20 protein-coding genes and 2 riboswitches are annotated in these 21,794 nt (G+C 29.9%); of the genes, 6 read left to right on the top strand and 14 right to left on the bottom strand.

The annotated features are described in order from the left end of the window. Window positions 1–12 precede the first annotated feature (12 nt). From argH to Q6H37_RS02260, 6 genes are all read right to left on the bottom strand, one after another. Window positions 13–1,329, bottom strand: a complete 1,317-nt coding sequence (argH, locus tag Q6H37_RS02285) for an argininosuccinate lyase (RefSeq protein WP_318738975.1) — start codon at window positions 1,327–1,329, stop codon at window positions 13–15. A 2-nt stretch (window positions 1,330–1,331) separates the two neighbouring features. Further along, window positions 1,332–2,537, bottom strand: coding sequence for an argininosuccinate synthase (locus Q6H37_RS02280; protein WP_318738974.1), 1,206 nt, complete (start codon window positions 2,535–2,537; stop codon window positions 1,332–1,334). A 147-nt stretch (window positions 2,538–2,684) separates the two neighbouring features. Next, a complete protein-coding gene (locus tag Q6H37_RS02275; RefSeq protein WP_318738973.1) occupies window positions 2,685–3,461 on the bottom strand; it encodes an amino acid ABC transporter ATP-binding protein in 777 nt (258 codons plus the stop codon). Window positions 3,462–3,479: 18 nt separating this feature from the next. Next, window positions 3,480–4,127, bottom strand: a complete 648-nt coding sequence (locus Q6H37_RS02270; protein ID WP_318738972.1) for an amino acid ABC transporter permease — start codon at window positions 4,125–4,127, stop codon at window positions 3,480–3,482. Window positions 4,128–4,211: 84 nt separating this feature from the next. Next, window positions 4,212–5,039, bottom strand: coding sequence for an ABC transporter substrate-binding protein (locus Q6H37_RS02265; protein WP_318738971.1), 828 nt, complete (start codon window positions 5,037–5,039; stop codon window positions 4,212–4,214). Between the two features lie 448 nt (window positions 5,040–5,487). Then, window positions 5,488–6,033: an NADH peroxidase gene (locus tag Q6H37_RS02260; protein ID WP_318738970.1), complete on the bottom strand. Its 546-nt coding sequence runs from the start codon at window positions 6,031–6,033 to the stop codon at window positions 5,488–5,490. Between the two features lie 273 nt (window positions 6,034–6,306). Here Q6H37_RS02260 and Q6H37_RS02255 point away from each other — a divergent pair, with 273 nt between their 5' ends. After that, window positions 6,307–6,681 carry a transposase gene (locus Q6H37_RS02255; protein WP_318733555.1) on the top strand — a complete coding sequence of 125 codons (375 nt, stop codon included), beginning with the start codon at window positions 6,307–6,309 and terminating at the stop codon, window positions 6,679–6,681. Further along, window positions 6,678–7,532 (top strand): IS3 family transposase, encoded by an 855-nt coding sequence (locus Q6H37_RS02250; protein WP_318742896.1) that lies wholly within the window; start codon window positions 6,678–6,680, stop codon window positions 7,530–7,532. The genes Q6H37_RS02255 and Q6H37_RS02250 overlap by 4 nt, the downstream gene beginning before the upstream one ends. Window positions 7,533–7,634: 102 nt before the next feature. Here the strand turns inward: Q6H37_RS02250 and uhpT are convergent, their stop codons facing one another. From uhpT to Q6H37_RS02225, 5 genes are all read right to left on the bottom strand, one after another. Next, window positions 7,635–9,047 (bottom strand): hexose-6-phosphate:phosphate antiporter, encoded by a 1,413-nt coding sequence (gene uhpT / locus Q6H37_RS02245; RefSeq protein ID WP_318738969.1) that lies wholly within the window; start codon window positions 9,045–9,047, stop codon window positions 7,635–7,637. Window positions 9,048–9,157: 110 nt separating this feature from the next. After that, complete coding sequence (locus Q6H37_RS02240; RefSeq protein ID WP_318738968.1) at window positions 9,158–10,204, bottom strand: ABC transporter substrate-binding protein; 1,047 nt, start codon at window positions 10,202–10,204, stop codon at window positions 9,158–9,160. Between the two features lie 18 nt (window positions 10,205–10,222). Continuing rightward, on the bottom strand, window positions 10,223–11,065 hold the full coding sequence (locus Q6H37_RS02235) for a DUF3919 family protein (protein ID WP_318738967.1): 843 nt from the start codon (window positions 11,063–11,065) through the stop codon (window positions 10,223–10,225). A gap of 89 nt (window positions 11,066–11,154) precedes the next feature. Further along, window positions 11,155–12,531: a HAMP domain-containing sensor histidine kinase gene (locus tag Q6H37_RS02230; protein WP_318742902.1), complete on the bottom strand. Its 1,377-nt coding sequence runs from the start codon at window positions 12,529–12,531 to the stop codon at window positions 11,155–11,157. Window positions 12,532–12,590: 59 nt separating this feature from the next. Beyond that, entirely contained in the window at window positions 12,591–13,271 is a 681-nt protein-coding gene (locus Q6H37_RS02225) for a response regulator transcription factor (RefSeq protein WP_318738966.1), read from the bottom strand. 221 nt (window positions 13,272–13,492) lie between these two features. Here Q6H37_RS02225 and Q6H37_RS02220 point away from each other — a divergent pair, with 221 nt between their 5' ends. From Q6H37_RS02220 to pdxT, 3 genes are all read left to right on the top strand, one after another. Further along, a complete protein-coding gene (locus Q6H37_RS02220; protein ID WP_318738965.1) occupies window positions 13,493–14,038 on the top strand; it encodes an NADH peroxidase in 546 nt (181 codons plus the stop codon). Window positions 14,039–14,217: 179 nt separating this feature from the next. Further along, the gene (gene pdxS / locus Q6H37_RS02215; RefSeq protein ID WP_007063008.1) at window positions 14,218–15,087 is read left to right on the top strand and encodes a pyridoxal 5'-phosphate synthase lyase subunit PdxS; all 870 of its coding nucleotides are present in this window, start codon (window positions 14,218–14,220) and stop codon (window positions 15,085–15,087) included. Window positions 15,088–15,090: 3 nt separating this feature from the next. Beyond that, window positions 15,091–15,666: a pyridoxal 5'-phosphate synthase glutaminase subunit PdxT gene (pdxT, locus tag Q6H37_RS02210; protein WP_318738964.1), complete on the top strand. Its 576-nt coding sequence runs from the start codon at window positions 15,091–15,093 to the stop codon at window positions 15,664–15,666. A gap of 62 nt (window positions 15,667–15,728) precedes the next feature. On the opposite strand, the gene Q6H37_RS02205 is transcribed toward pdxT, so the two are convergent. From Q6H37_RS02205 to metF, 3 genes are all read right to left on the bottom strand, one after another. Next, window positions 15,729–16,448 (bottom strand): hydrolase, encoded by a 720-nt coding sequence (locus Q6H37_RS02205; protein WP_318738963.1) that lies wholly within the window; start codon window positions 16,446–16,448, stop codon window positions 15,729–15,731. Between the two features lie 85 nt (window positions 16,449–16,533). Continuing rightward, the gene (locus Q6H37_RS02200; protein WP_412523922.1) at window positions 16,534–18,870 is read right to left on the bottom strand and encodes a homocysteine S-methyltransferase family protein; all 2,337 of its coding nucleotides are present in this window, start codon (window positions 18,868–18,870) and stop codon (window positions 16,534–16,536) included. Between the two features lie 90 nt (window positions 18,871–18,960). Then, on the bottom strand, window positions 18,961–19,812 hold the full coding sequence (gene metF / locus Q6H37_RS02195) for a methylenetetrahydrofolate reductase [NAD(P)H] (protein WP_318738961.1): 852 nt from the start codon (window positions 19,810–19,812) through the stop codon (window positions 18,961–18,963). Between the two features lie 98 nt (window positions 19,813–19,910). Continuing rightward, window positions 19,911–20,022, bottom strand: a riboswitch (SAM riboswitch). 243 nt (window positions 20,023–20,265) lie between these two features. Beyond that, window positions 20,266–20,373: riboswitch (SAM riboswitch) on the top strand. 130 nt (window positions 20,374–20,503) lie between these two features. Here metF and Q6H37_RS02190 point away from each other — a divergent pair. Further along, entirely contained in the window at window positions 20,504–21,784 is a 1,281-nt protein-coding gene (locus Q6H37_RS02190; protein WP_318738960.1) for an O-acetylhomoserine aminocarboxypropyltransferase/cysteine synthase family protein, read from the top strand. Window positions 21,785–21,794 lie beyond the last annotated feature (10 nt).

Here is a 21,794-nt window from a genome sequence, read left to right as displayed (position 1 = left end):
CCTTTTTAAATACTATTTTAATTCTGTTTTTATTCCCCTACTTAAAGTATTTTCGTAATCTATGAACTCATAGACATCATGTTCAAATAAATCACTAAAATTTTTCAATTCTTCTAAGGAAACATCTTCTATCGCCTTGCATTTTTCTTCACAATAAAGTACTATTTCACCTATTACCTTATGAGCATCTCTAAATGCCATACCCTTATTAACAAGATAATCTGCTGCTTCTGTTGCATTTAAAAATCCTTTTTTAACTGCATTAAAAGTATTTTCCTTTTTAATTTTTATTGAGGAGAGCATACCTCTCATTATTTTTAAACAGCTTAATACTGTATCTAAGGAGTTAAAAAACTGTTCTTTATCTTCCTGCATATCCTTATTATAGGCAAGGGGAATGCCCTTCATAGTGGTAAGCAGTGCCATGAGTGATCCGTATACTCTCCCTGTTTTGCCTCTTATCAATTCTGCAGCATCTGGGTTTTTCTTTTGAGGCATGATACTGCTTCCTGTTGAAAACTCATCATCTATCAAAATAAAGTCAAATTCTTTACTACTCCAGAGGATCAATTCTTCACTTAAACGGCTTAAGTGCATCATCATTATAGAAAAACAAGATAAAAGCTCTATAACATAATCCCTATCACTTACTCCATCTAAAAAATTATCTACTGGTTTTTTAAATCCTAATTCTTTAGCTGTAAAACTTCTATCTATATTGTAGGTGGTTCCAGCTAAAGCGCAACATCCAAGAGGACTTTCATCCATAATTTCTATGGCATTTTCTACTCTCTTTTTATCTCTAGATATCATATTATGATAAGCCATAATATGATGCTTGAATGTCACTACTTGTGCTCTTTGAAGATGAGTATAGCCTGGCATCAAGTAATTATTTTCTTCTCCAAGTTTTACCATTACATCTCTAAGTGCATCTATATCTTCTATAACTTCAAAAGCTTTCTTCTTTGCATAAAGTCTTAAATCTACGGCTACCTGATCATTTCTACTTCTTGAAGTATGAAGCTTCTTTCCTACTTGACCTATTCTTTCTATTAAATTCGTCTCTACAAAGCTATGAATATCTTCATAGTCTCCTTCTATTTGAAGTACATCATTTTCTATATCTGAAAGTATGGAGTTTAATCCTTCTGTTATGCTTTCGCACTCTTCTTGCGTTAAAATTCCACACTTAGCAAGCATTTTAACATGTGCTTTACTTCCTTGAATATCTTCATAGTAAAGTCTTTTATCAAATCCTAAAGAGCTGTTAAAGTCCTCCATAAGTTTGTTTTCAGCTTTTTTAAATCTTCCACCCCAAAGTTTCATAATTACTTTTCCTTCTTCTTATTAGTCATAGCTTGTATTTTGCTTGGTAGACCAAATAAATTTATAAATCCTTCTGCATCTTTGTGGCTATACAATTCACTAGCACCAAAGGAAGAAATACCTTCATCATAAAGAGCATAAGGTGCGTCTATACCTGCTACCATTATATTTCCTTTATATAACTTTAATTTTACTGATCCTGTAACATTTTTCTGTGTAACATCTACAAAAGCATCTAAAGCTTCTTTTAATGGAGAAAACCATAATCCTTCATATACTAATTCACCATACTTTTGAGATACTGTTTGTTTATAATGGAATGTAGCTTTATCAAGAGTTAATCTTTCAAGTTCTTTATGTGCTGCATAAAGGATTGTTCCACCTGGAGTTTCATATACGCCCCTTGATTTCATTCCTACTAATCTATTTTCAATTATATCAATTACTCCTATTCCATTTTCTCCACCTATTTCGTTTAAAGTTTCTATTAATGGAACTGGAGATATTTCTTTTCCATTTAACTTTTTAGCTATTCCTTGTTCAAAATATATTTCTACGTAAGTAACTTCATCCTTTGCTTTTTCTGGTGGAGTTGTCATAAGATACATTTCCTGCTTATGTTCATTTTTAGGATCTTCTAAATCTCCACCTTCATGGCTTAAATGCCATAAGTTCTTGTCTCTTGAATATATTTTTTCTTTAGTTACTGGCACTTCTACGCCTTTAGCATTAGCATAATCTATAGCATCTTCTCTTGATTTTATATCCCATATTCTCCATGGTGCAATTACCTTTATTGTAGGATCAAAAGCTGCTATACCAACTTCAAAACGTACTTGATCATTTCCTTTTCCAGTGCATCCATGTGCTATGTATTTTGCACCTTCAGCATGTGCTATTTCAACTAATCTTTTTGCCATTAATGGTCTTGCAAAAGAAGTTCCAAGCATGTACTTTTCTTCATATAAAGCTCCTGCTTTTATGCCTTTAAATACATAATCAGTTATAAATTCTTCTATTAAATCTTCAATATATACCTTTGAAGCTCCAGTTCTTAAAGCTTTTGCTTCAACTTCCTTCATATCATCACCTTGGCCAACATTTATACATGCTGCAATAACCTCTAAATCATAGTTTTCCTTAAGCCAAGGAATTATTATTGATGTGTCCAATCCACCAGAATACGCTAATACAACTTTATCTTTCATAAAAAATACCTCCGTCTTTCCAATTGAGAATTTATGATACCATCTTCAGTCTCAATCTTTTTTATATTTTTATTTTTCAAATACTTAATTTTATAAATAAGTGTCAACTGCATTTTTTGTAGTTGACACTTATTTTATACCAACCTTTTAGAGTACTTTTTCCAAAAACGCCTTTGTTCTTTCTTCCTTAGGATGAGAGAATATCTGCTCTGGTGGTCCTTGTTCTACAATTTTTCCACCATCCATAAATATAACCCTGTCAGCAACTTCCTTGGCAAAACCCATTTCATGAGTTACAACTACCATAGTCATTCCTTCTTTTGCCAAATCCTTCATTACATTTAAAACTTCTCCTACAAGTTCAGGATCTAGCGCAGATGTAGGTTCATCAAAAAGCATTATATCTGGATTCATAGCAAGTGCTCTTGCTATAGCAACTCTTTGTTTCTGTCCACCTGAAAGCTTTGAAGGATAGTAATCCATTTTATCTGAAAGTCCAACCTTTTCTAAAAGCTTTTTAGCATTTTCTAAAACTTCACTTTTATTTTCCTTTTTTACTACAACTGGTGCTTCCATTACATTCTGCATAGCTGTCATATGTGGGAATAAGTTAAAGTTTTGAAAAACCATTCCCATCTTTGTTGTAATTTTTCTTATAAGCTTCTTATCTTTAGGATTTAGTTCTTCACCTTCTATAACTACTTTACCACCAGTTATTTCTTCAAGATGATTAAGACATCTTAAAAATGTACTTTTTCCTGATCCTGAAGGTCCTATTACAACTAGAACTTCTCCCTTTCTTACATTAACATTTAAATTTTCAAATACAGTTAAATCATTAAATTTTTTAGTTAAATTTGTAGCCTCTATCATAAAATCTTTAGTATTAAAATCTATACAATTATTTCCAACTATGTTTTCCATAAAAATTTCTCCTTTTTATTAATAAACAGAAAGTTTCTTTTCAAATACTCCAAATACACCTGTAAATATAGTAGTTAATAAAAGGTATAATATACCTGCTGTAAAAAATACCTCTATAGGTCTGAAAGTACTTGCATATATCTGTTGAGCAGATCTCATAAGTTCTACCATAGCGATAGTTGATACTAATGAAGTATCCTTTAATAATGCTATAAACTCATTTCCTACAGGTGGTATTATAACCTTGAAAGTTTGTGGCAATATTATCTTTTTCATAGTATCTGCATAAGTGAAACCTAGCGCTTTTGCAGCTTCAAACTGTCCTTTATCTATAGATTGAATTCCACCTCTTATTATTTCTGCCATATATGCACCACAGTTTAAGCTTAGTCCTATGGCTGCTGCTGAAAAAGGTGTTAACTCCATTCCCATGAAAGGCAAACCATAATAGAAGAAAAATAACTGCAAAAGTAGAGGAGTTCCTCTAAATATCCATGTATAAAAACTTGATATTATTCTAAACACTACATTCTTAGAAAGTTTCAAAAGTGCTAAAAATACTCCAAGTATTGTTCCTACAACTAGCGCAATAACAGTAAGTTCTATCGTCATTACACTTCCTTTTAAAAGGATGGGTAATACTTTTATTATAATTCCTGTATCCAATACTTTCACTCCAATTCAATTTTTTAAGTTTAGGACAATGAGACTAATAATCTCATTGTCCTGTAATTTCTGATTAAATGAATCTTATTTTTCATTATATATGTCAGTTCCAAACCATTTTACTGAAAGCTTAGAAAAAGTTCCATCCTTCTTTAATTCATTAATTGCCTTTTGAACTGCATCTTTTAATTCTTTATCTTCATTTTTAAATCCTATACCCATTGGTTCTTTAGTAAGTTTTTCTGATAAAACTTCATATTTACCCTTCTTATCAGCTTCTGATATATAGTATCTGCCTACTGGCTCATCTACTATAACAGCATCAATTCTGCCTATTAATAAATCTTGAAGTTCCTCTGTAGTTTTATCATACTTTTTAACTTCTTTTAATCCTTGCATTTTAGTTGCAACACTTTCACTAGTTGTACCAAGACCTACTCCTATAGTTTTACCTTTTAAATCATTAGCACTCTTTACAGCAGTGTTTCCATTTTTAACAACTATTATTTGTGAGTTCATTACATATGGATCTGAAAATGATATTTCTTTTTTTCTTTCATTTGTAATGCTTAAACCTGAAATTATAGTATCAAATTTACCTGATTTAAGTGCAAGAATTATTCCATTAAAATCAGTACATACAAATTCAGTTTTTACCCCTAATTTTTTTCCTATTTCATTTGCCATATCTATATCGAAACCTTTTAGTTCATTTTGCTTGTCTCTAAACTCCATTGGAGGAAATGAATCCTCAAGTCCTACTTTTAATACCCCTGCTTTTTTTATTTTTTCTAATGAATTTCCCCCCTGAGCTTGACTCTGACCGCTGCTTGATTTTCCACATCCGGCAAACAATGCAGCAATGAAAATTACTGATAGCATAAGTACTACTGCTTTTTTTAAACTTTTCATTTTTTTCTCCCCTTTTCCAATAAACTTTTTTGACTCCTTAGATCAATATAATAATTATACATCCATTATTATAATTATGCAACTTTTTTTTAATATTTATTTTTATAAATTATCTTTATTTACAACTTTAAATTGTACTATAAACTTATTGGATAAATTGAATCTTTTTCTTTAGTATCAATGTTTTATAGAGATTTCATATTAGTGTTTTTTTAGCGTTATTTGTGTAGAAATATAGTAAATATTTCAACTATTTCTTATTTGTATATTCTGCATAAAACTTTCGTTATTCATGATAATTTTATAAGGTATATAAAAGAAACTATACTAGCATACTGACTGGTTATTTTTTGAATAGGCCTAAATACCAACAAAAAAATATCTGTATCCAATTCTAGATACAGATATTTTTAATCCAATTTTAATTTATATACATTAAGTTATATTTTTATTTAAAATATCTATTTAATAAACCTTTAAATGCACATCCATGTCTTGCTTCATCTTTACACATTTCATGAACTGTATCATGAATTGCATCATAGTTTAATTTTTTAGCTAAAGTAGCTAAATCTTTTTTACCCTGGCATGCACCGTGTTCTGCTTCTACTCTCATCTCTAAGTTTTTCTTTGTACTATTAGTTACAACTTCACCTAACAATTCTGCAAATTTTGATGCATGTTCTGCTTCTTCAAAAGCTATTCTCTTGTAAGCTTCAGCTATTTCAGGGAAGCCTTCTCTATCAGCTTGGCGACTCATTGCTAAGTACATTCCAACTTCAGTACACTCTCCTGTAAAATTAGCTCTAAGACCTTCTATAACTTCAGGATCTACATCTTTAGCAACACCAATTTTGTGTTCATCTGCCCAAGACATTTCTCCTTCTACTTTTTCAACAAATTTATCTTTTTTAGCTTTACATTGAGGACATACATCTGGTGCTTCCTCTCCTTCATAAACATATCCACATACTGAACAAACAAATTTTTTCATTACATATTCCTCCAATTCAAAATAATTTTTATTTTATCTAAATTTTTATTTTTATATTCTTTACAGATATTATTATATAATAATAATTATTATTTTGCAATAGTATTTTTTAAAAAATTTTCATGTTTTTCCATAATATTATTTACTTTAGATAATTATTAATAACAAAAAAACATTCCTCATTTAAATTAAGTGAAGTTGTAAGATAAAAGTAGACATGAAAAAAGCATGTCTACTTTTTTCATGTTAAAATCAAGTTAGAAGGATGTGATTATGATGAGTAGAACAAAAGGTGGTCAAAATAAAAAATGGTCTAAGGAAGAAAAACTCCGTATTGTCCGTAGATATTTTGATGAAGGTATTGGTCGGCCAACTTTAGCAAAAGAAGAAGGTATCGCAAGTGGTATGATTGCAACATGGATTCATAAATATTTAAATGAAGGTGAAGCTGGCTTAGAAAATAAAAAGAAATCAGGAAATAAGTTTGCAGCATTACATAGAAGCAAATCAATGAAGGAATTAGATCGACTTCGTTTAATTGTAGCAAAACAAGAAATCGAAATTGAAAGGTTAAAAAAAGGGTACATGGTGAAAGGAGTTGGTGCAAACAAGGAGTTCGTTTCTATAAAAGATCCGAGTACGAAATAATTGACAACTTAAAAGTTAAATATTCTCTTAAGGCTCTTTGTATTTTAATGCAGGTTAACCGTTCTGGGTACTACAAGTGGAAATCCCGTCAGGGTGTACAGAATCGATATGAGAAAGATAGGGAACTACTTACAGATTTACTGAAAGAAGCTCATAGCAAACATAAATCATATGGATATCATAGACTCGCTGCAGTCATCCGCAAGGAAACTGGGTGGTCGTTTTCAGATAATCTTGCACATAAGTGCTGTAAAATCAGTGGCATCAAATCCAAAGTTAGAAATTATAAATATAGGAGACCTGGGAATGAAAATATCGTTTATCCAAACATAGTTAAAGGAAAGTGGAATGCTTCAAAACCATTAGAATTAGTAGTTTCAGATATGACTTGCCTTAAACATAGAGGCCGCTTATACGAATTAACGTATATTATGGATACATACAACAATGAGATTATTGCACATCACCTCACATCTAAACCCGGTGATAGACGTACCTACTTTTTATGTTTGAAAGATTTAAAGAAAAAAATTGAAGAACAAACAACTCCAGTCGTTTTGCACACGGATCAAGGAGCAGTCTATTCTTCAAGAGCATTCGCAAAAGCTCATAATAATTGTAACATAATTCGCTCTATGTCGCGAGTAGGAACTCCAACAGATAACCCAGTTATTGAATCAATAAACGGTTGGATTAAAGATGAAATGGCAGTTGATTTTAGATTTTGGGAAGAAGATGATCTATTTGAATTTGTGGACAGATACATCCATTATTACAATAATGATAGACCAGCATATGCATTAAGTTATCAAAGCCCCATTCAGTATCGAACTGAACGAGGCTTTGGTTAATATTGCTTTTATTGTTGTCTACTTTTAGTTGACAACTTCACTCATTTAAATTAAGGAATGTTTTTCATCTATTATATTGTTTTTATATAAATCATATATTTATTAAGCAACATTTTCTTGTTGATCTAATAACTTTTTTCTTCTTATTTTCTTTTCTTCACCATAAGCAACAATCAATAGAAGACAAATTCCTATAATAAGTGCACCATAAAATATTACAAACACATCATTCCATCCATGAAGATGTACACTTCCAATATTTATACCTGATGACTTAGGATCTGCTATTTTTGCTAGTGCCACTTTAGCTGTAGAATCACCAAATAAATACCCAAAAGTACCACTTAAACCATTTGCCACTGCAATAGCTTTCTTAGGAGCAAAATCTGCAAGGGATACTCCAATTAATAGTTGAGGTCCAAATATTAATGCACCAAGGCAAAATAATGAAATATTTATCATTGTAACACTTGTACCATACCTATAGCCCAACACTGCTACAGAAGTTAACATCAAACAAAATACTGCAACTATAGATCTTCTTCCCTTCAATACGTCAGATACATATCCCCAAGTAAGACTTCCTAAAAGTGCTCCCATTTCAAAATAAAATATTGTATTTACAGCAGCCCCCATTGGAAAATGTAATTTTTCTGTAACATATAATGGCGCCCAGTTGTCAATTCCTATACGTACTATATATACAAATACATTAGCTACACATAAAGTCCAAATCCAAGGATTTGTTATAACATACTTTTTCAAAACCTCAAACTTACTCATTCCATCTAGTTTTTTAACTTCTTTGTCTTCTGGTTCATCAAATATTTCTGGTGCTGAATTCCAGCCTAATTCTTGTGGTTCATCCTTTCCAATAAATAGAATTGCAATACCTACAATTAATGCTACTAGCGCAGGTACTATAAACATTCCTGCTGCATTTCCATGAAAGAATATGTTTGCTCCAGCTAATGCTAATATTCCAGCTAATCCTCCACCTATATTATGTGACATGTTCCAAAATCCTAAATATCTTCCTCTTTTTTTGGATGGCGTCCATCTAGAAATTGTAGAGTAAGAACTTGGACCACCTGGAGCTTGTAAAAATCCACTTAATCCCCATAAAAATAAGATAGCACCAGTAGGTTTTTTACCCATTAATAAAATAATTCCAATTATTAAAACCATAGTGGCAGACATACTTAATAATACTGATATTGCACGTTTTGAGTTTCTACCATCTATAATGTATCCTAAAATGGTTTTGCCCAAAGCATAAGTTAAAGAAAATCCAAAACCTATATAACCTAGTTCAGTTGTAGTAAATCCTAACTGAGTTTTTAATAAAGGTTGTGCTGATTTAAAATTATTTCTAATTAGATACATACATGCATAGGCCATAAAAACAACGAAGAATGCTTTAAAAAATTCTTTAGCCCAATCCTTTCTTTGCTGCTCAATTGGTACAGATACTTGTTTTTTTTGAATACTGAAAAAGTCTACTACTTTATTCATTTTTGTTCCTCCCTTTAAAGCGTTTTAACAATTACAAATTAATAATAAGCAATTATTTTCGCATAAATATTTCATGTAATATAACAATTTTAAAGTAGCTACTTTTTAAACTAGTTTAATCCATTCCACATTTTTAATAATTCTTCTCTATCATTGCTAGCCTTGGTAAAATCATAATTTTTATATATATCTAAATTTGAAAGCTTTATTTCACTTTTAGAATTTATATCTTCTCTAGTAGACATTCCTAATGATATATTGGATAATGCATCAGCAGCTTCCTTAGTGGTACAAAAATCTATAAAAAACTTTCCAACATCTCCATTAGGACCTTTTTTTATTTTTGAAATTGCATCTATATTCCAACCAGCTTTTTGTGGTACATTAGTTACTATATTAAATCCAGAATTCTTAATAAGTAATTGATCACCTAAAAAGTTTATACCTATTAAATATTCACCTGTACCTACCTTTTGTGCTGGAGTATACCCATTAACAGTGAATTGACCTACATTAACTTTTATTTTTCTTAATAAATTCTTAGCTTTTTCTTCTCCCATGTTTTGCACTAGTGATGCTAAAAAAGTATAAGCTGTACCTGATGTATTAGGATCAGGCATTACTATTTCTCCTTTATAAACAGGATTTAATAAATCTTCATAGCTATTAGGAATCTTTAATCCTCTAGCTCCAAATTCTTTTTCCCATCTGTCTTTATTTATAACAATAGACAAAGGTTCTATTTCAAAACCAATCCAGTAACCTTGCGGATCTTTATACTGTTTTTGTATAGCATTATCGTTTTTACAAATATATTTTTCTGAAAGCCTTTCGCTCTTCATAAGGGTATGAGCATCGCAGCTCCCTCCCATAAATATATCTGCCTTTGGAGAATCTTTTTCTTGTCTAACTCTAGCTACAGCTTCTTCTGTAGGCATTCTCATATATTCATATGTACATCCTGTTTTTTGTTTAAAAAGTTCTAATAATCTTTTTCCTACTTCTTCTCTAGATGCTACATATACTACTAAATGTTTTCCCTTTAAATCTGGATAGCCATTTTCATAGGTTACTTTTAAAGAATTTCTATTACATCCAGTTAAATTAAAAACTAAAAATATTAATATGATAACAGACACATACTTTTTAAATTTCATAATAACCTCCACAATCAACTATTGTATATGATTTTCTTCTATTTTTTTACATACATCTTTCAAGTTGCCTTTCATATATATGTGCCTTCCATTTTCATCTCCCATATACTGTGCAACGAAAAAATTTTCATCATACACATCAATAGTCATTACATTATAACTTTTAACTTTTAATAAATCATTATCCTCTTGGTCAACATATACTTTTATATGAGCCACTATATTTTGATTTTCTCCTGTTAAAGCCATAACTTGTCTGTCATCTTCAATTTTTGTGGACTTTTCCACTATATTTTTTATATACTCTTTATCAGAGTTTCCTAACTTAATTTTGTTATTGTTTGAATCTATAAAAATTACCTTACTTCTATCACTTATAAACTTTCCTAAATTAAATGGTGAATATAAATAATTTAATAAGCTACTTTTTAAATTACTTATTATAGGCAATTTATAATTATCATAGTAAACATAATTATTTAACTTAAATACATTACTTATTTCAAAATCATCTTTTGTCCCATTTAAATAATATACACTTCCTTTAATATTAACAGATGATGTATCCTTACTTATATAATTATTTTTACTAGTATAATCTGAAGTAATCTCATTTATTGAACTCCATATATTTTTTATGGAATTATCATCTTGTAATGTATAACTACCTAATTTATCATTATAAAATTCAATTTTTACTGGTATAGACATATTAATTTTTTTCATAGTAGTTTCTTTATCATCTATAATTGTAACTTTATTATATAGATTGTTATAATTGATACTAGTTCCTATAATACATAAAAGTATTATAAATAAATATATGCCAATAACTTTAAATTTTATATTAATCCTTTTCATTTACCAATCCTCCTATATAATAACGTCATAATTCATCATAAGTATTTCATAAATGTTTCATAAATGTAACATTTTATCGTTTTCATAAATTATTTAAAAACTATTTTTACACATGTCCACATTCCAACTTTACTGGAAATTTTTATATTCCAACCTTGTTTTTCCACTATTTCTTTGCAAATAGTAAGACCTAAGCCATTTCCACTTTTATTTCTAGAATTTATCTTGTCTACTCTAGATAAAGGCTCAAATATTTCATCCAAATATTGTTCATCTATACCTATTCCATCATCAATAATACTTAATAATACTTTTTCCTCATGCTTTTGCATTTTTATATCAATGCTTGTACACTCACTATACTTTATTGCATTATCTAATATGTTTAATATAACTTGTTTGGTTTTATCTCTATCTAAAGATATTTCTATGTCAAATAAATCCTTCATTATGCCTATACCATACTTATTCATCCTTGGTTGCATAATATTTAAAGTTTCCTCTACTATTTCTCTTAAATTGTTATTAGTTTTTTCTATGTTAAAATTAACTTTACCCAATTTAGATAAATCCAATAATTCCTCAACTAACTTTAAAAGCCTTTCTCCCTCATTTTTTACATAAACAAGACTTTCTTCTATGTCTTTTTCATCCTCTAATCTAGGAATTAAATCAGAATATCCTATTATAGCTGTTAATGGTGTCTTAAATTCATGAGTTACGTTATCTAAAAAGTCCTTTTGTTTTTTCTTTTCATCTTTCAAACTTTCTATATAAATTCTTATATTTTCAGACATAGTATTAAATGTATTAGCTAAATCCTCTATTTCATCTCCACTTTTAATTTCTATCTTATTCTCATAATTACCCAAGGCCACCTTTTCTGAAACTTCCTTCAGCTTTTTTATAGGTTCAGCTATATTCTCTGAGAATAAATTGCTAAGTATCCAAGATATAACCACTGCTGCTAAGGCTACAATTCCCATAATAACCAATATACTATGTATTAATTTTTGGCCAGTATCTATTGAATAAACATACCTCACACATCCTATAGTATTCTTATTTAAATAAATAGGACTTGAAAATAATATATATATTTGTCCATCAATTTTTTTTACTACATAGGACTTATTACCTTTTACAGCACTATTTATATCTTCAGCATACATATTAACACTATTACTTATAGAATCTGCTAAGATTTCTCCACTTGCATCATACATTTGTATTCTAAATGCCAACTTATTAGATAAATAGGTGGTTATAAGAGGACTCATATTTCTAAAAGCAGTTTCAGAATATACCGCCTTATCTTTTTCAATATAACTTGCAATATACAATTGAGTACTATAACTTTCTTTTGTTAAAAAATTAATAGAGCTTTTTATAACGTTACTATATAAATTGTTAATGGTTATTAAATATATAAAAACTATAGCTGGAATAAGTATTCCCATATTCATTAAAATAATCTTTGTTTTAATTTTTAACTTTAACTTTTTCAAAGGGACACCCCGTTTCTTTATATCTCTAACTTATATCCTACACCATATATAGTTTTTACTGACTGGGAATATGGACTAAGTTTTTTTCTAAGCCTTTGTATAAGTATATCCACTGCCCTAGAATTTCCTTCGTATTCATAACCCCATACTTTTTCCAAAAGTTCATCTCTTGTAAAAACTTTATTATGATTTTCAATCATTAAAAGTAAGGTATTAAATTCTTTATAAGTCATATTTACTTCTTTGCCATCTACCAGAACCTTTCTTTCATTTTTTAATACTTTTATAGCTCCTAAATTTATTTCATTATTTTTATGTACTTCTTCTTTATCTTTTTTAGTTATTCTCTTAGTTATAGCCTTTATTCTTAGGATAAGTTCCGTACTATTAAAGGGTTTTGTTATATAGTCATCTGCACCTAACTGTAATCCCAATAACTTATCATTTATTTGACTTTTAGCCGTAACCATTATTACAGGTATATCATTATTTATTTCTTGAAACTTCTGTATAACTTCATGTCCACTTATATCTGGAAGCATGATATCTAATATAACTAAATCAGGCTTTTCCTTTTTAAACTTTTCAATTCCTTCAATACCATTCATACTTACAATTACTTCATATCCTTCTAATTTTAGATTCATCTTTATCAAATTTAAAATACTTTTTTCATCATCTATAACTAATATTTTCATAAGAAATCCTCCTTAACATGGTTTCTCTTTTAATATTATTATATTTTAATATAGTGTTTTTACAAAGCAATATATAGTTTTCATTATCTATTACCCTAAAAATAAAAAAAATTTTTTTAAAAAACTCTTGATAAATAATAATTATTATTATATAATAATATCAACAAGTAAATAATAAATAAAAATTAATTATAAATAATTTTGAATTGGAGGAATATGTAATGAAAAAATTTGTTTGTTCAGTATGTGGATATGTTTATGAAGGAGAGGAAGCACCAGATGTATGTCCTCAATGTAAAGCTAAAAAAGATAAATTTGTTGAAAAAGTAGAAGGAGAAATGTCTTGGGCAGATGAACACAAAATTGGTGTTGCTAAAGATATAGATCCTGAAGTTATAGAAGGTCTTAGAGCTAACTTTACTGGAGAATGTACTGAAGTTGGAATGTACTTAGCAATGAGCCGCCAAGCTGATAGAGAAGGTTTCCCAGAAATAGCTGAAGCTTACAAGAGAATAGCTTTTGAAGAAGCAGAACATGCATCAAAATTTGCAGAATTATTAGGTGAAGTTGTAACTAATAGTACAAAGAAAAACTTAGAGATGAGAGTAGAAGCAGAACATGGTGCATGCCAAGGTAAAAAAGATTTAGCTACTTTAGCTAAAAAATTAAACTATGATGCAATTCATGATACAGTTCATGAAATGTGTAAAGATGAAGCTAGACATGGTGCCGCATTCAATGGATTATTAAATAGATATTTTAAATAAAAACTATTAACAATTAATATGAAATACCCACTCCCTAATTTATATTCAATAAAGCCAAGTAAAATGTATGCATACATTTTACTTGGCTTTATTTTTGTCTTATTATATCATTGTAAACCATGGTGATAATTAACAAGGCCTTTTTAATTTATTATATATTTTAAATTGGAGGATTTTTTATGGAAAAATATGAATTAAACAAAAATTTAGCCCAAATGTTAAAGGGCGGTGTAATCATGGATGTTGTAAATCCTAAAGAAGCTGAAATAGCAGAAAAAGCTGGAGCTTGTGCTGTAATGGCACTAGAAAGAGTTCCTTCAGATATAAGGAAGCAAGGCGGCGTAGCAAGAATGTCAGATCCAAAGATGATAAAAGAAATACAAGCGGCCGTATCTATTCCTGTTATGGCAAAGGTTAGAATAGGTCATTTTGTAGAAGCACAAATACTTGAAGGACTTAAAATAGATTATATTGATGAAAGTGAAGTATTAACTCCTGCCGACGAAGCTTACCATATTAACAAATGGGATTTTAAAGTTCCTTTTGTTTGTGGAGCTAGAAATCTTGGTGAAGCTTTAAGACGAATAGGCGAAGGGGCTTCAATGATTAGAACTAAAGGTGAAGCTGGTACTGGAAATGTTGTAGAGGCTGTACGTCATATGAGATGCATGATGGAAGAAATAAGTAAGGTAAAAAATTCTTCTGAACAGGAACTTATGACACTTGCTAAAGAATTAGGAGCACCTTATGACCTTATTAAATATGTTTGGAAAGAAGGTAAACTTCCTGTAGTTAATTTTGCAGCTGGTGGAATTGCAACTCCAGCAGATGCTGCTCTTATGATGCAGCTTGGTTCTGAAGGCGTATTTGTAGGTTCAGGTATATTCAAATCTTCAAATCCAGAAAAAAGAGCTAAGGCTATTGTACTTGCAACCACATACTATAATGATCCTAAAATACTTGCAGAAGTTTCTACTGACTTAGGAGAACCAATTAAAGGTCTTGACTTAAGAGATTTAGATAACAGATATGCTGAAAGGGGCTGGTAAAACATGAATGTTGGAGTTTTATCTCTTCAAGGTGGAGTTATCGAACATATAAATCATTTAAAATCTCTTGGCTGTAATGCAGTAGAAGTGAAGAAAATATCAGATTTGGAAAACATTCATGGTATTATTCTTCCTGGAGGAGAAAGCACCGTTATTGGCAAGCTATTAAAAGAAACCAATTTACTTGATCCATTAAAAGAAAAAATATTACGAGGTTTTCCAGTTTGGGGCACCTGCGCTGGGATGATACTTCTTGCCAAAGAAATTGAAAATGATGAAAATACTTATCTTTCTGTTATGGATATAAAGGTTAAGAGAAATGCATATGGAAGCCAAATTGATAGCTTTGAAACTGAAAAAGTAATTGAACAAGTTTCTCCAAATCCACTTCCTCTGATTTTTATAAGAGCTCCTTATATTTCTAGTTACAGTAATGATGTAAAAACTATCTGTGAAATTGATGGAAATATGGTGGCTGCTAGGCAAAATAATATACTAGCTACATCATTTCATCCTGAGCTTAGTAAAAATCTTGAATTTCACAAATATTTTTTATCAATGTGTAATAAAAGTATATAAAAAAATTAAAGAATAAATCCTTAAATTAATAGGATTTATTCTTTAATTGTAGTTTATTATAATTAGTCTTGTTTTTTATCAAGTTCCATTGCCATATTTCTATATTTTTCCATTGTTACTGCAAATAATTCTGAAGTAGTTGGTGGTGTATACGAAATAGCATTAGCACCAGCCTCAATAGTCTCGTTTATACTCTCTTCATTTCTTCCACCAGTAGCTATTATAGGTAACTCAGCATATTTTTCTCTTATCTTTCTAACGACTTCAGCACTTTTCTTGCCTGCTGCCACATTAATTATAGTAGTCCCTGCCTCTATTCTTTTTTGTATATCATCATGTTCCGAAACTACTGTAACTATAATAGGTATGTCTACAGTATCTCTCATTGCTTTAATAACATCATTTGATGTAGGACTGTTCACTACTACTCCCATAGCCCCTTTAAATTCAGCGTCTAAAGCAAGGTTAACTACTCTTTTACCCATAGTAAGCCCTCCGCCAACACCACAAAATACTGGTACATCTGAAGCTGCAACTAGTACCTTTGTTATTACTGGTTGTGGTGTAAAAGGGTATACTGCCATTATAGCATCCGCATTAGTATTTTTTATAACCGCAATATCTGTAGTAAATAAAAATGACTTTAACCTTTTTCCAAATACCTTTATACCACTAGCTTTTCTTATCACTTCTGGAATATTTATCATGTGACTTCTAAGTGTTCCTTTTATTTCCGGTACATACTTGCCATTTTTCCCAGTTATATTGTTTATGTCACTCATAACTTACTCTTTCCTCCTCTTATATTAGATTCATCATTATTTATATATTTTATACTATATATTAAAAATATTCTACATGATGAATTTAATTACGGAAAATTTCTTCTGCAATTCTTACAGATTCTCTAGCATCTTTAGCATAAAAATCTGCTCCTATCATTTCTGCATATTGTTCATTAAGAACAGCTCCGCCTACAAAAACCTTGCATTGTAAATTATTTTCTCTTAAAGCTTCTATAGTCTTTTTCATATTAACAACTGTAGTAGTCATGAGTGCACTCAACCCTACAAGCTTAACATTATGTTCCTTTACTGTATTAACTACTTTTTCAATAGCCACATCTTTTCCTAAATCTATTACTTCAAATCCATAGTTCTCCAAAAGAACTTTTACAATGTTTTTACCTATATCATGTATGTCGCCTTTTACAGTTGCTAAAATAATTTTTCCTTTAGATATACTTTCTTCACCTTGTTCAACAATTTTCTTTTTTATAACTTCAAAAGATTTTTTTACAGTTTCAGCTGATTGTATAAGCTGTGGTAAAAATATTTCTTTTTCTTCATACTGTTCTCCTACATAATCCAATGCTGGAATAATATAAGAATTAACAACTTCTAAAGGTTCTTTTGTTTTTAATAAAACTTCTGTACTGCTAATAGCATCTTTTTCTATTCCATCTACAATAATTTGTTTCAAATCTTTTATTGAACTTATATTTTCAATATTTGTTACTGCTTCTTCTTTTTTGCCTACTAACTTTGTTCCATACTTTTCTACATAATTTTTACCTTCTCTATCAATATTGGATAGAACTTCAAAAGAATAAATAACTTCTTTCATTCCTTCGTCTCCAGTATTCATTATTGGTAAATCTAATCCTGCATAAAGTGCCATAGACAAAAATGTTCTATTTAATATTTCTCTTCTTGGAAGTCCAAAAGATACATTACTTACTCCTAGTACAGTTTTAACCTTTAATTTTTCTTTAACTAATTTTATAGCTTTTATTGTTTCCAATACTTCTTTTTGCTGTGCTGAAGCTGTTAAAGCAAGACAATCTATTATTATATTTTTCTTATGTATACCATACTCTTTTGCAGTATTTACTATTTTTTCTGCTATCTTAAATCTGCCTTCTGCTGTATCTGGAATACCACTTTCATCTATAGTTAAACCTATTACACATCCTCCATACTTTTTAACCACAGGAAAAACCTTTTTCATTATTTCCCTTTTTCCATTTACAGAATTTATAATAGGTTTTCCATTATAAACTCTAGCTCCAGCTTCTAGTACTTCTTCATTAGGGCTATCAATAGTTGTTGGTAATTGTACTACCTTTTGTACTGACTTTATAGCCTTAATCATCATTTCTTTTTCATCAATTTCTGGAAGTCCTACATTTAGTTCTATTATATGGGCTCCTTCTTCCTTTTGCTTTACAGCTTGAGTTTGAATATAATTAACACTTTTTTCTTTCAATTCTTCCTTATATTTTGATTTTCCTGTAGGATTAATTCTCTCACCTATTATTGTAACTTTTTCACCTAAAAACACAGTTTCTGTAGAAGAACATACTACACTAAAATTCTTTTCTTCTATTTTTAATGGCTTACTATCTTTTAATCCTTCACATAGTTTCTTTATAAATTCTGGATTAGTACCACAACAACCACCTAAAACTCTTACACCCTTTTCAGCCATGATTTTTGCATATTTCACAAATTCATCTGGTGTTATATCATATACTGTATTTTTTCCATCATATCTTGGAAGCCCCGCATTAGGTTGAACCATAACAGGTATTGATGCATATTTTAGTATTTCTCCTACTATAGGCATAAGCTCCTTAGGTCCTAGTGAACAATTTACTCCAAGAACATCTACTCCTAAACCTTCTAATACGAATACCATCGTTTTAGGATCAGTTCCCATTAGTGTTCTTCCATTATCCTGAAAAGTCATAGTACAAAATACTGGCAAGTCACTATTTTCCTTTGCAGCAAGAACTGCAGCCTTAGTCTCATATAAATCAGACATAGTTTCTATTAAAATTAAATCTGCACCTGCTTTTTCACCAATAACAACCTGCTTTTTAAATAAATTATATGCTGACTCAAAACTTAAAGGTCCCGTAGGTTCCATCATTTGTCCAATAGAACTTACATCAAGAGCAACAAGCTTATCTTGGGCCGCTTCCTTTGCAATTTTTACTCCTGCAGTAATTACTTCTTCTATAGAATACTTAGAAGAACTGTACTTTAATTCATTTGCTCCAAAAGTATTTGCAATTATTATATCAGCACCTGAATCAATATATTGTTTATGAATATTTCTTATAATATCAGGATTTGTTATATTTAAAGTTTCAGGCAAATCACCTACTTTAAGTCCTGATTTTTGAAGCATAGTTCCCATTGCTCCATCAAATATAATAAATTTATTCTTAAATCTTTGAGCCAAATCATTTATTTTCAAAATTACATTCTCCTTTCGTTAGTTCTAATACTATTTAAAAGATACATTGTCTAGTATACTTTTAACAATATCAGGTTTGTTCATAGTATAAAGATGGACCCCTTCTACCTTGTTTTGCAATAATTCTTCTATTTGGTAGCTAGCATATTCTATTCCTGCTTTTTTAAGATCCTCTTCATTATTTTCATACTTATTCATAAAATTTTTAACTTTATCTGGAATGATAAACCCAGATAATTTTTGTATTTTTTCAATTAATATTTTATTTATAGCAGGCATGATTCCAACAGTTACTGGAACTCTTATATTATATTTATACATCTTTTCTTTAAACTTAAAGAAATTATTATTGTCAAAAAATAACTGAGTGATTAAAAAGTCTGCACCTGCATCAACCTTTTCTTTTAAATATCTTACACTCATGTCCAAATCTTTACACTCATTATGTCCTTCTGGATAAGCTGCTGCTCCTATACACAAGTTAGTATCAATTTTTAATTTATTTATTAAATCTTTCCCATATCTATATAAATGTTCTTTACCTATAGTAAATTTTTCTGGTATATCACCTCTTAGGGCTAATATATTTTCTATTTTGTTTACTTTTAAATTTTCAACTACTTCCTCTATTTCTTCTTTTGTAGATGTTATACATGTTAAATGAGCAAGCGCTTCTATTGAATACTTATTTTTTATTATCGAAGCTATTTCTACAGTTCTATCTTTACTACTTCCACCTGCTCCATAAGTTACACTTATAAAACCCGGATCAAAATTTTTTAACTCCTCAATAATATTAAATAAAGTTTCATTGCTTTTAGGTGGAAATATTTCAAAGGATAAAGTGGTTTCTTTTTCTAAAAATGTATCTCTTATAAACATATAGTTTTCTCCTTTATCAGTAGTAAATTATTCATATAAATTTGAAAAGCTGCTTTTCATAGAAAAGCAGCTTTAAAATTGCTAATTTTAAACTTCTTTTCTTATCTACCAGAATAAAAACTTATTCTGCAGGAATTGACACCGATACATTTAATTAATGCCGGTTGTCGGGTTTCACAGGGCCAGTCCCTCCACCACTCTGGATAAGATTTTACATTCAATTATACTTATTATTAATAGTATATCTGTTTATTTACATTGTCAATAGTTTTTCTATTATAAAGAAATGAATAAAAAAAATTTTCACTAAATTAAATTTTTTTATCTATTAAATATCAAGTTATTTCAGTGCATATAACAAATTTTTAAAATATAAATTTTATTTTTTTAGTTTTTTTGGTATTGACAATTAAAACTAATATCTGTTATCATTTATTCAATCGAATACGGAACTTCTTATCTAGAGAGGCTGAGGGACTGGCCCTATGACGCCCAGCAACCTGAATAACATTTTTGTTCAAAGGTGCTAATTCCAGCAGGTTAAATCCTGAAAGATGAGAAGCTAGGGGAATAATCTTCTTGTAGCTTTTCTGCAAGAAGATTTTTTATTTTAAAAATTTCCTAGGCAATTATCAAATTAGAAGTTTCGTCCATGTATTAAAGGTTTAATAATATTTAGGAGGAATCTAAAATGAGTGAAAGAAAATTATCATTTGAAACATTACAAGTACATGCAGGACAGGAACCAGATCCAACAACAGGATCAAGAGCTGTTCCAATTTACCAAACTTCATCTTACGTATTTAAAAATGCTGATCATGCTGCTAACCTATTTCAATTAAAAGAACCTGGAAATGTTTATACAAGAATAATGAATCCAACTACAGATGTATTTGAAAAGAGAATAGCAGAATTAGAAGGTGGAGTTGCAGGACTCGCAACAGCATCAGGACTCGCAGCTATTACCTATGCTATCCTCAATGTTGCAAGTGCAGGTGATGAAATAGTTGCAGCAAGTACACTATATGGCGGAACATATGAATTATTTGGAGTAACCTTAAAAAAGCTTGGTATAAAAGTTGTATTTGTAAATCCAGATGATCCTGAAAACTTCAGAAAAGCTATTACAGATAAAACAAAGGCACTTTATGGTGAAACTATAGGAAATCCAAGAATCAATGTATTAGACATAGAAGCTGTAGCAAATATTGCACATGAAAATAAAATACCATTAATCATAGATAATACTTTTGGTACTCCATATCTTGTTAAACCAATAGAATTTGGAGCAGATGTAGTTGTTCACTCTGCAACTAAGTTTATTGGAGGACATGGAACTACAATTGGTGGAGTAATAGTTGATGGTGGTAAATTTGATTGGAGAACTAGTGGAAAGTTCCCTGATTTTACAACACCAGATAAAAGCTACAATGGATTAGTATACGCAGATTTAGGCGCACCAGCATTTGCTTTAAAAGCTAGAGTTCAACTTTTGAGAAATACTGGAGCAACTCTTAGTCCTCAAAGTGCATTTTTATTCCTTCAAGGCTTAGAATCACTATCCTTGAGAGTAGAAAGACATGTATCAAACACAAGAAAAATTGTTGAATTTTTAAGTAAGCATCCAAAGGTTTCTTGGGTAAACTATCCTGAACTAGAAGGTAATCCATATAATGAATTATCTAAAAAATACTTACCAAAAGGTGCTGGTTCAATATTCACATTTGGAATTAAAGGTGGTTTAGAAGCAGGAAAAAGATTTATAAATAGTGTTGAATTATTCTCATTACTTGCAAATGTAGCTGATGCGAAGTCACTCGTAATTCATCCTTCAAGTACAACCCATGCAGAACTTAATGAAGAAGAACAAAAAGCTGCTGGAGTTACTCCTGATATGATAAGACTTTCAATTGGTATCGAAGGTGTTGATGATCTTATATATGACTTAGATCAAGCTCTTGCAAAAGCTTAAAACTTAAATA

The sequence above is a fragment of the Clostridium sp. JS66 genome, assembly GCF_033561535.1.
GTDB classification, from domain to species: domain Bacteria; phylum Bacillota; class Clostridia; order Clostridiales; family Clostridiaceae; genus Clostridium_AM; species Clostridium_AM carboxidivorans.
Note: the sequence above shows the minus strand (reverse complement) of the source record. Positions and strands in the feature narration are given on the sequence as shown.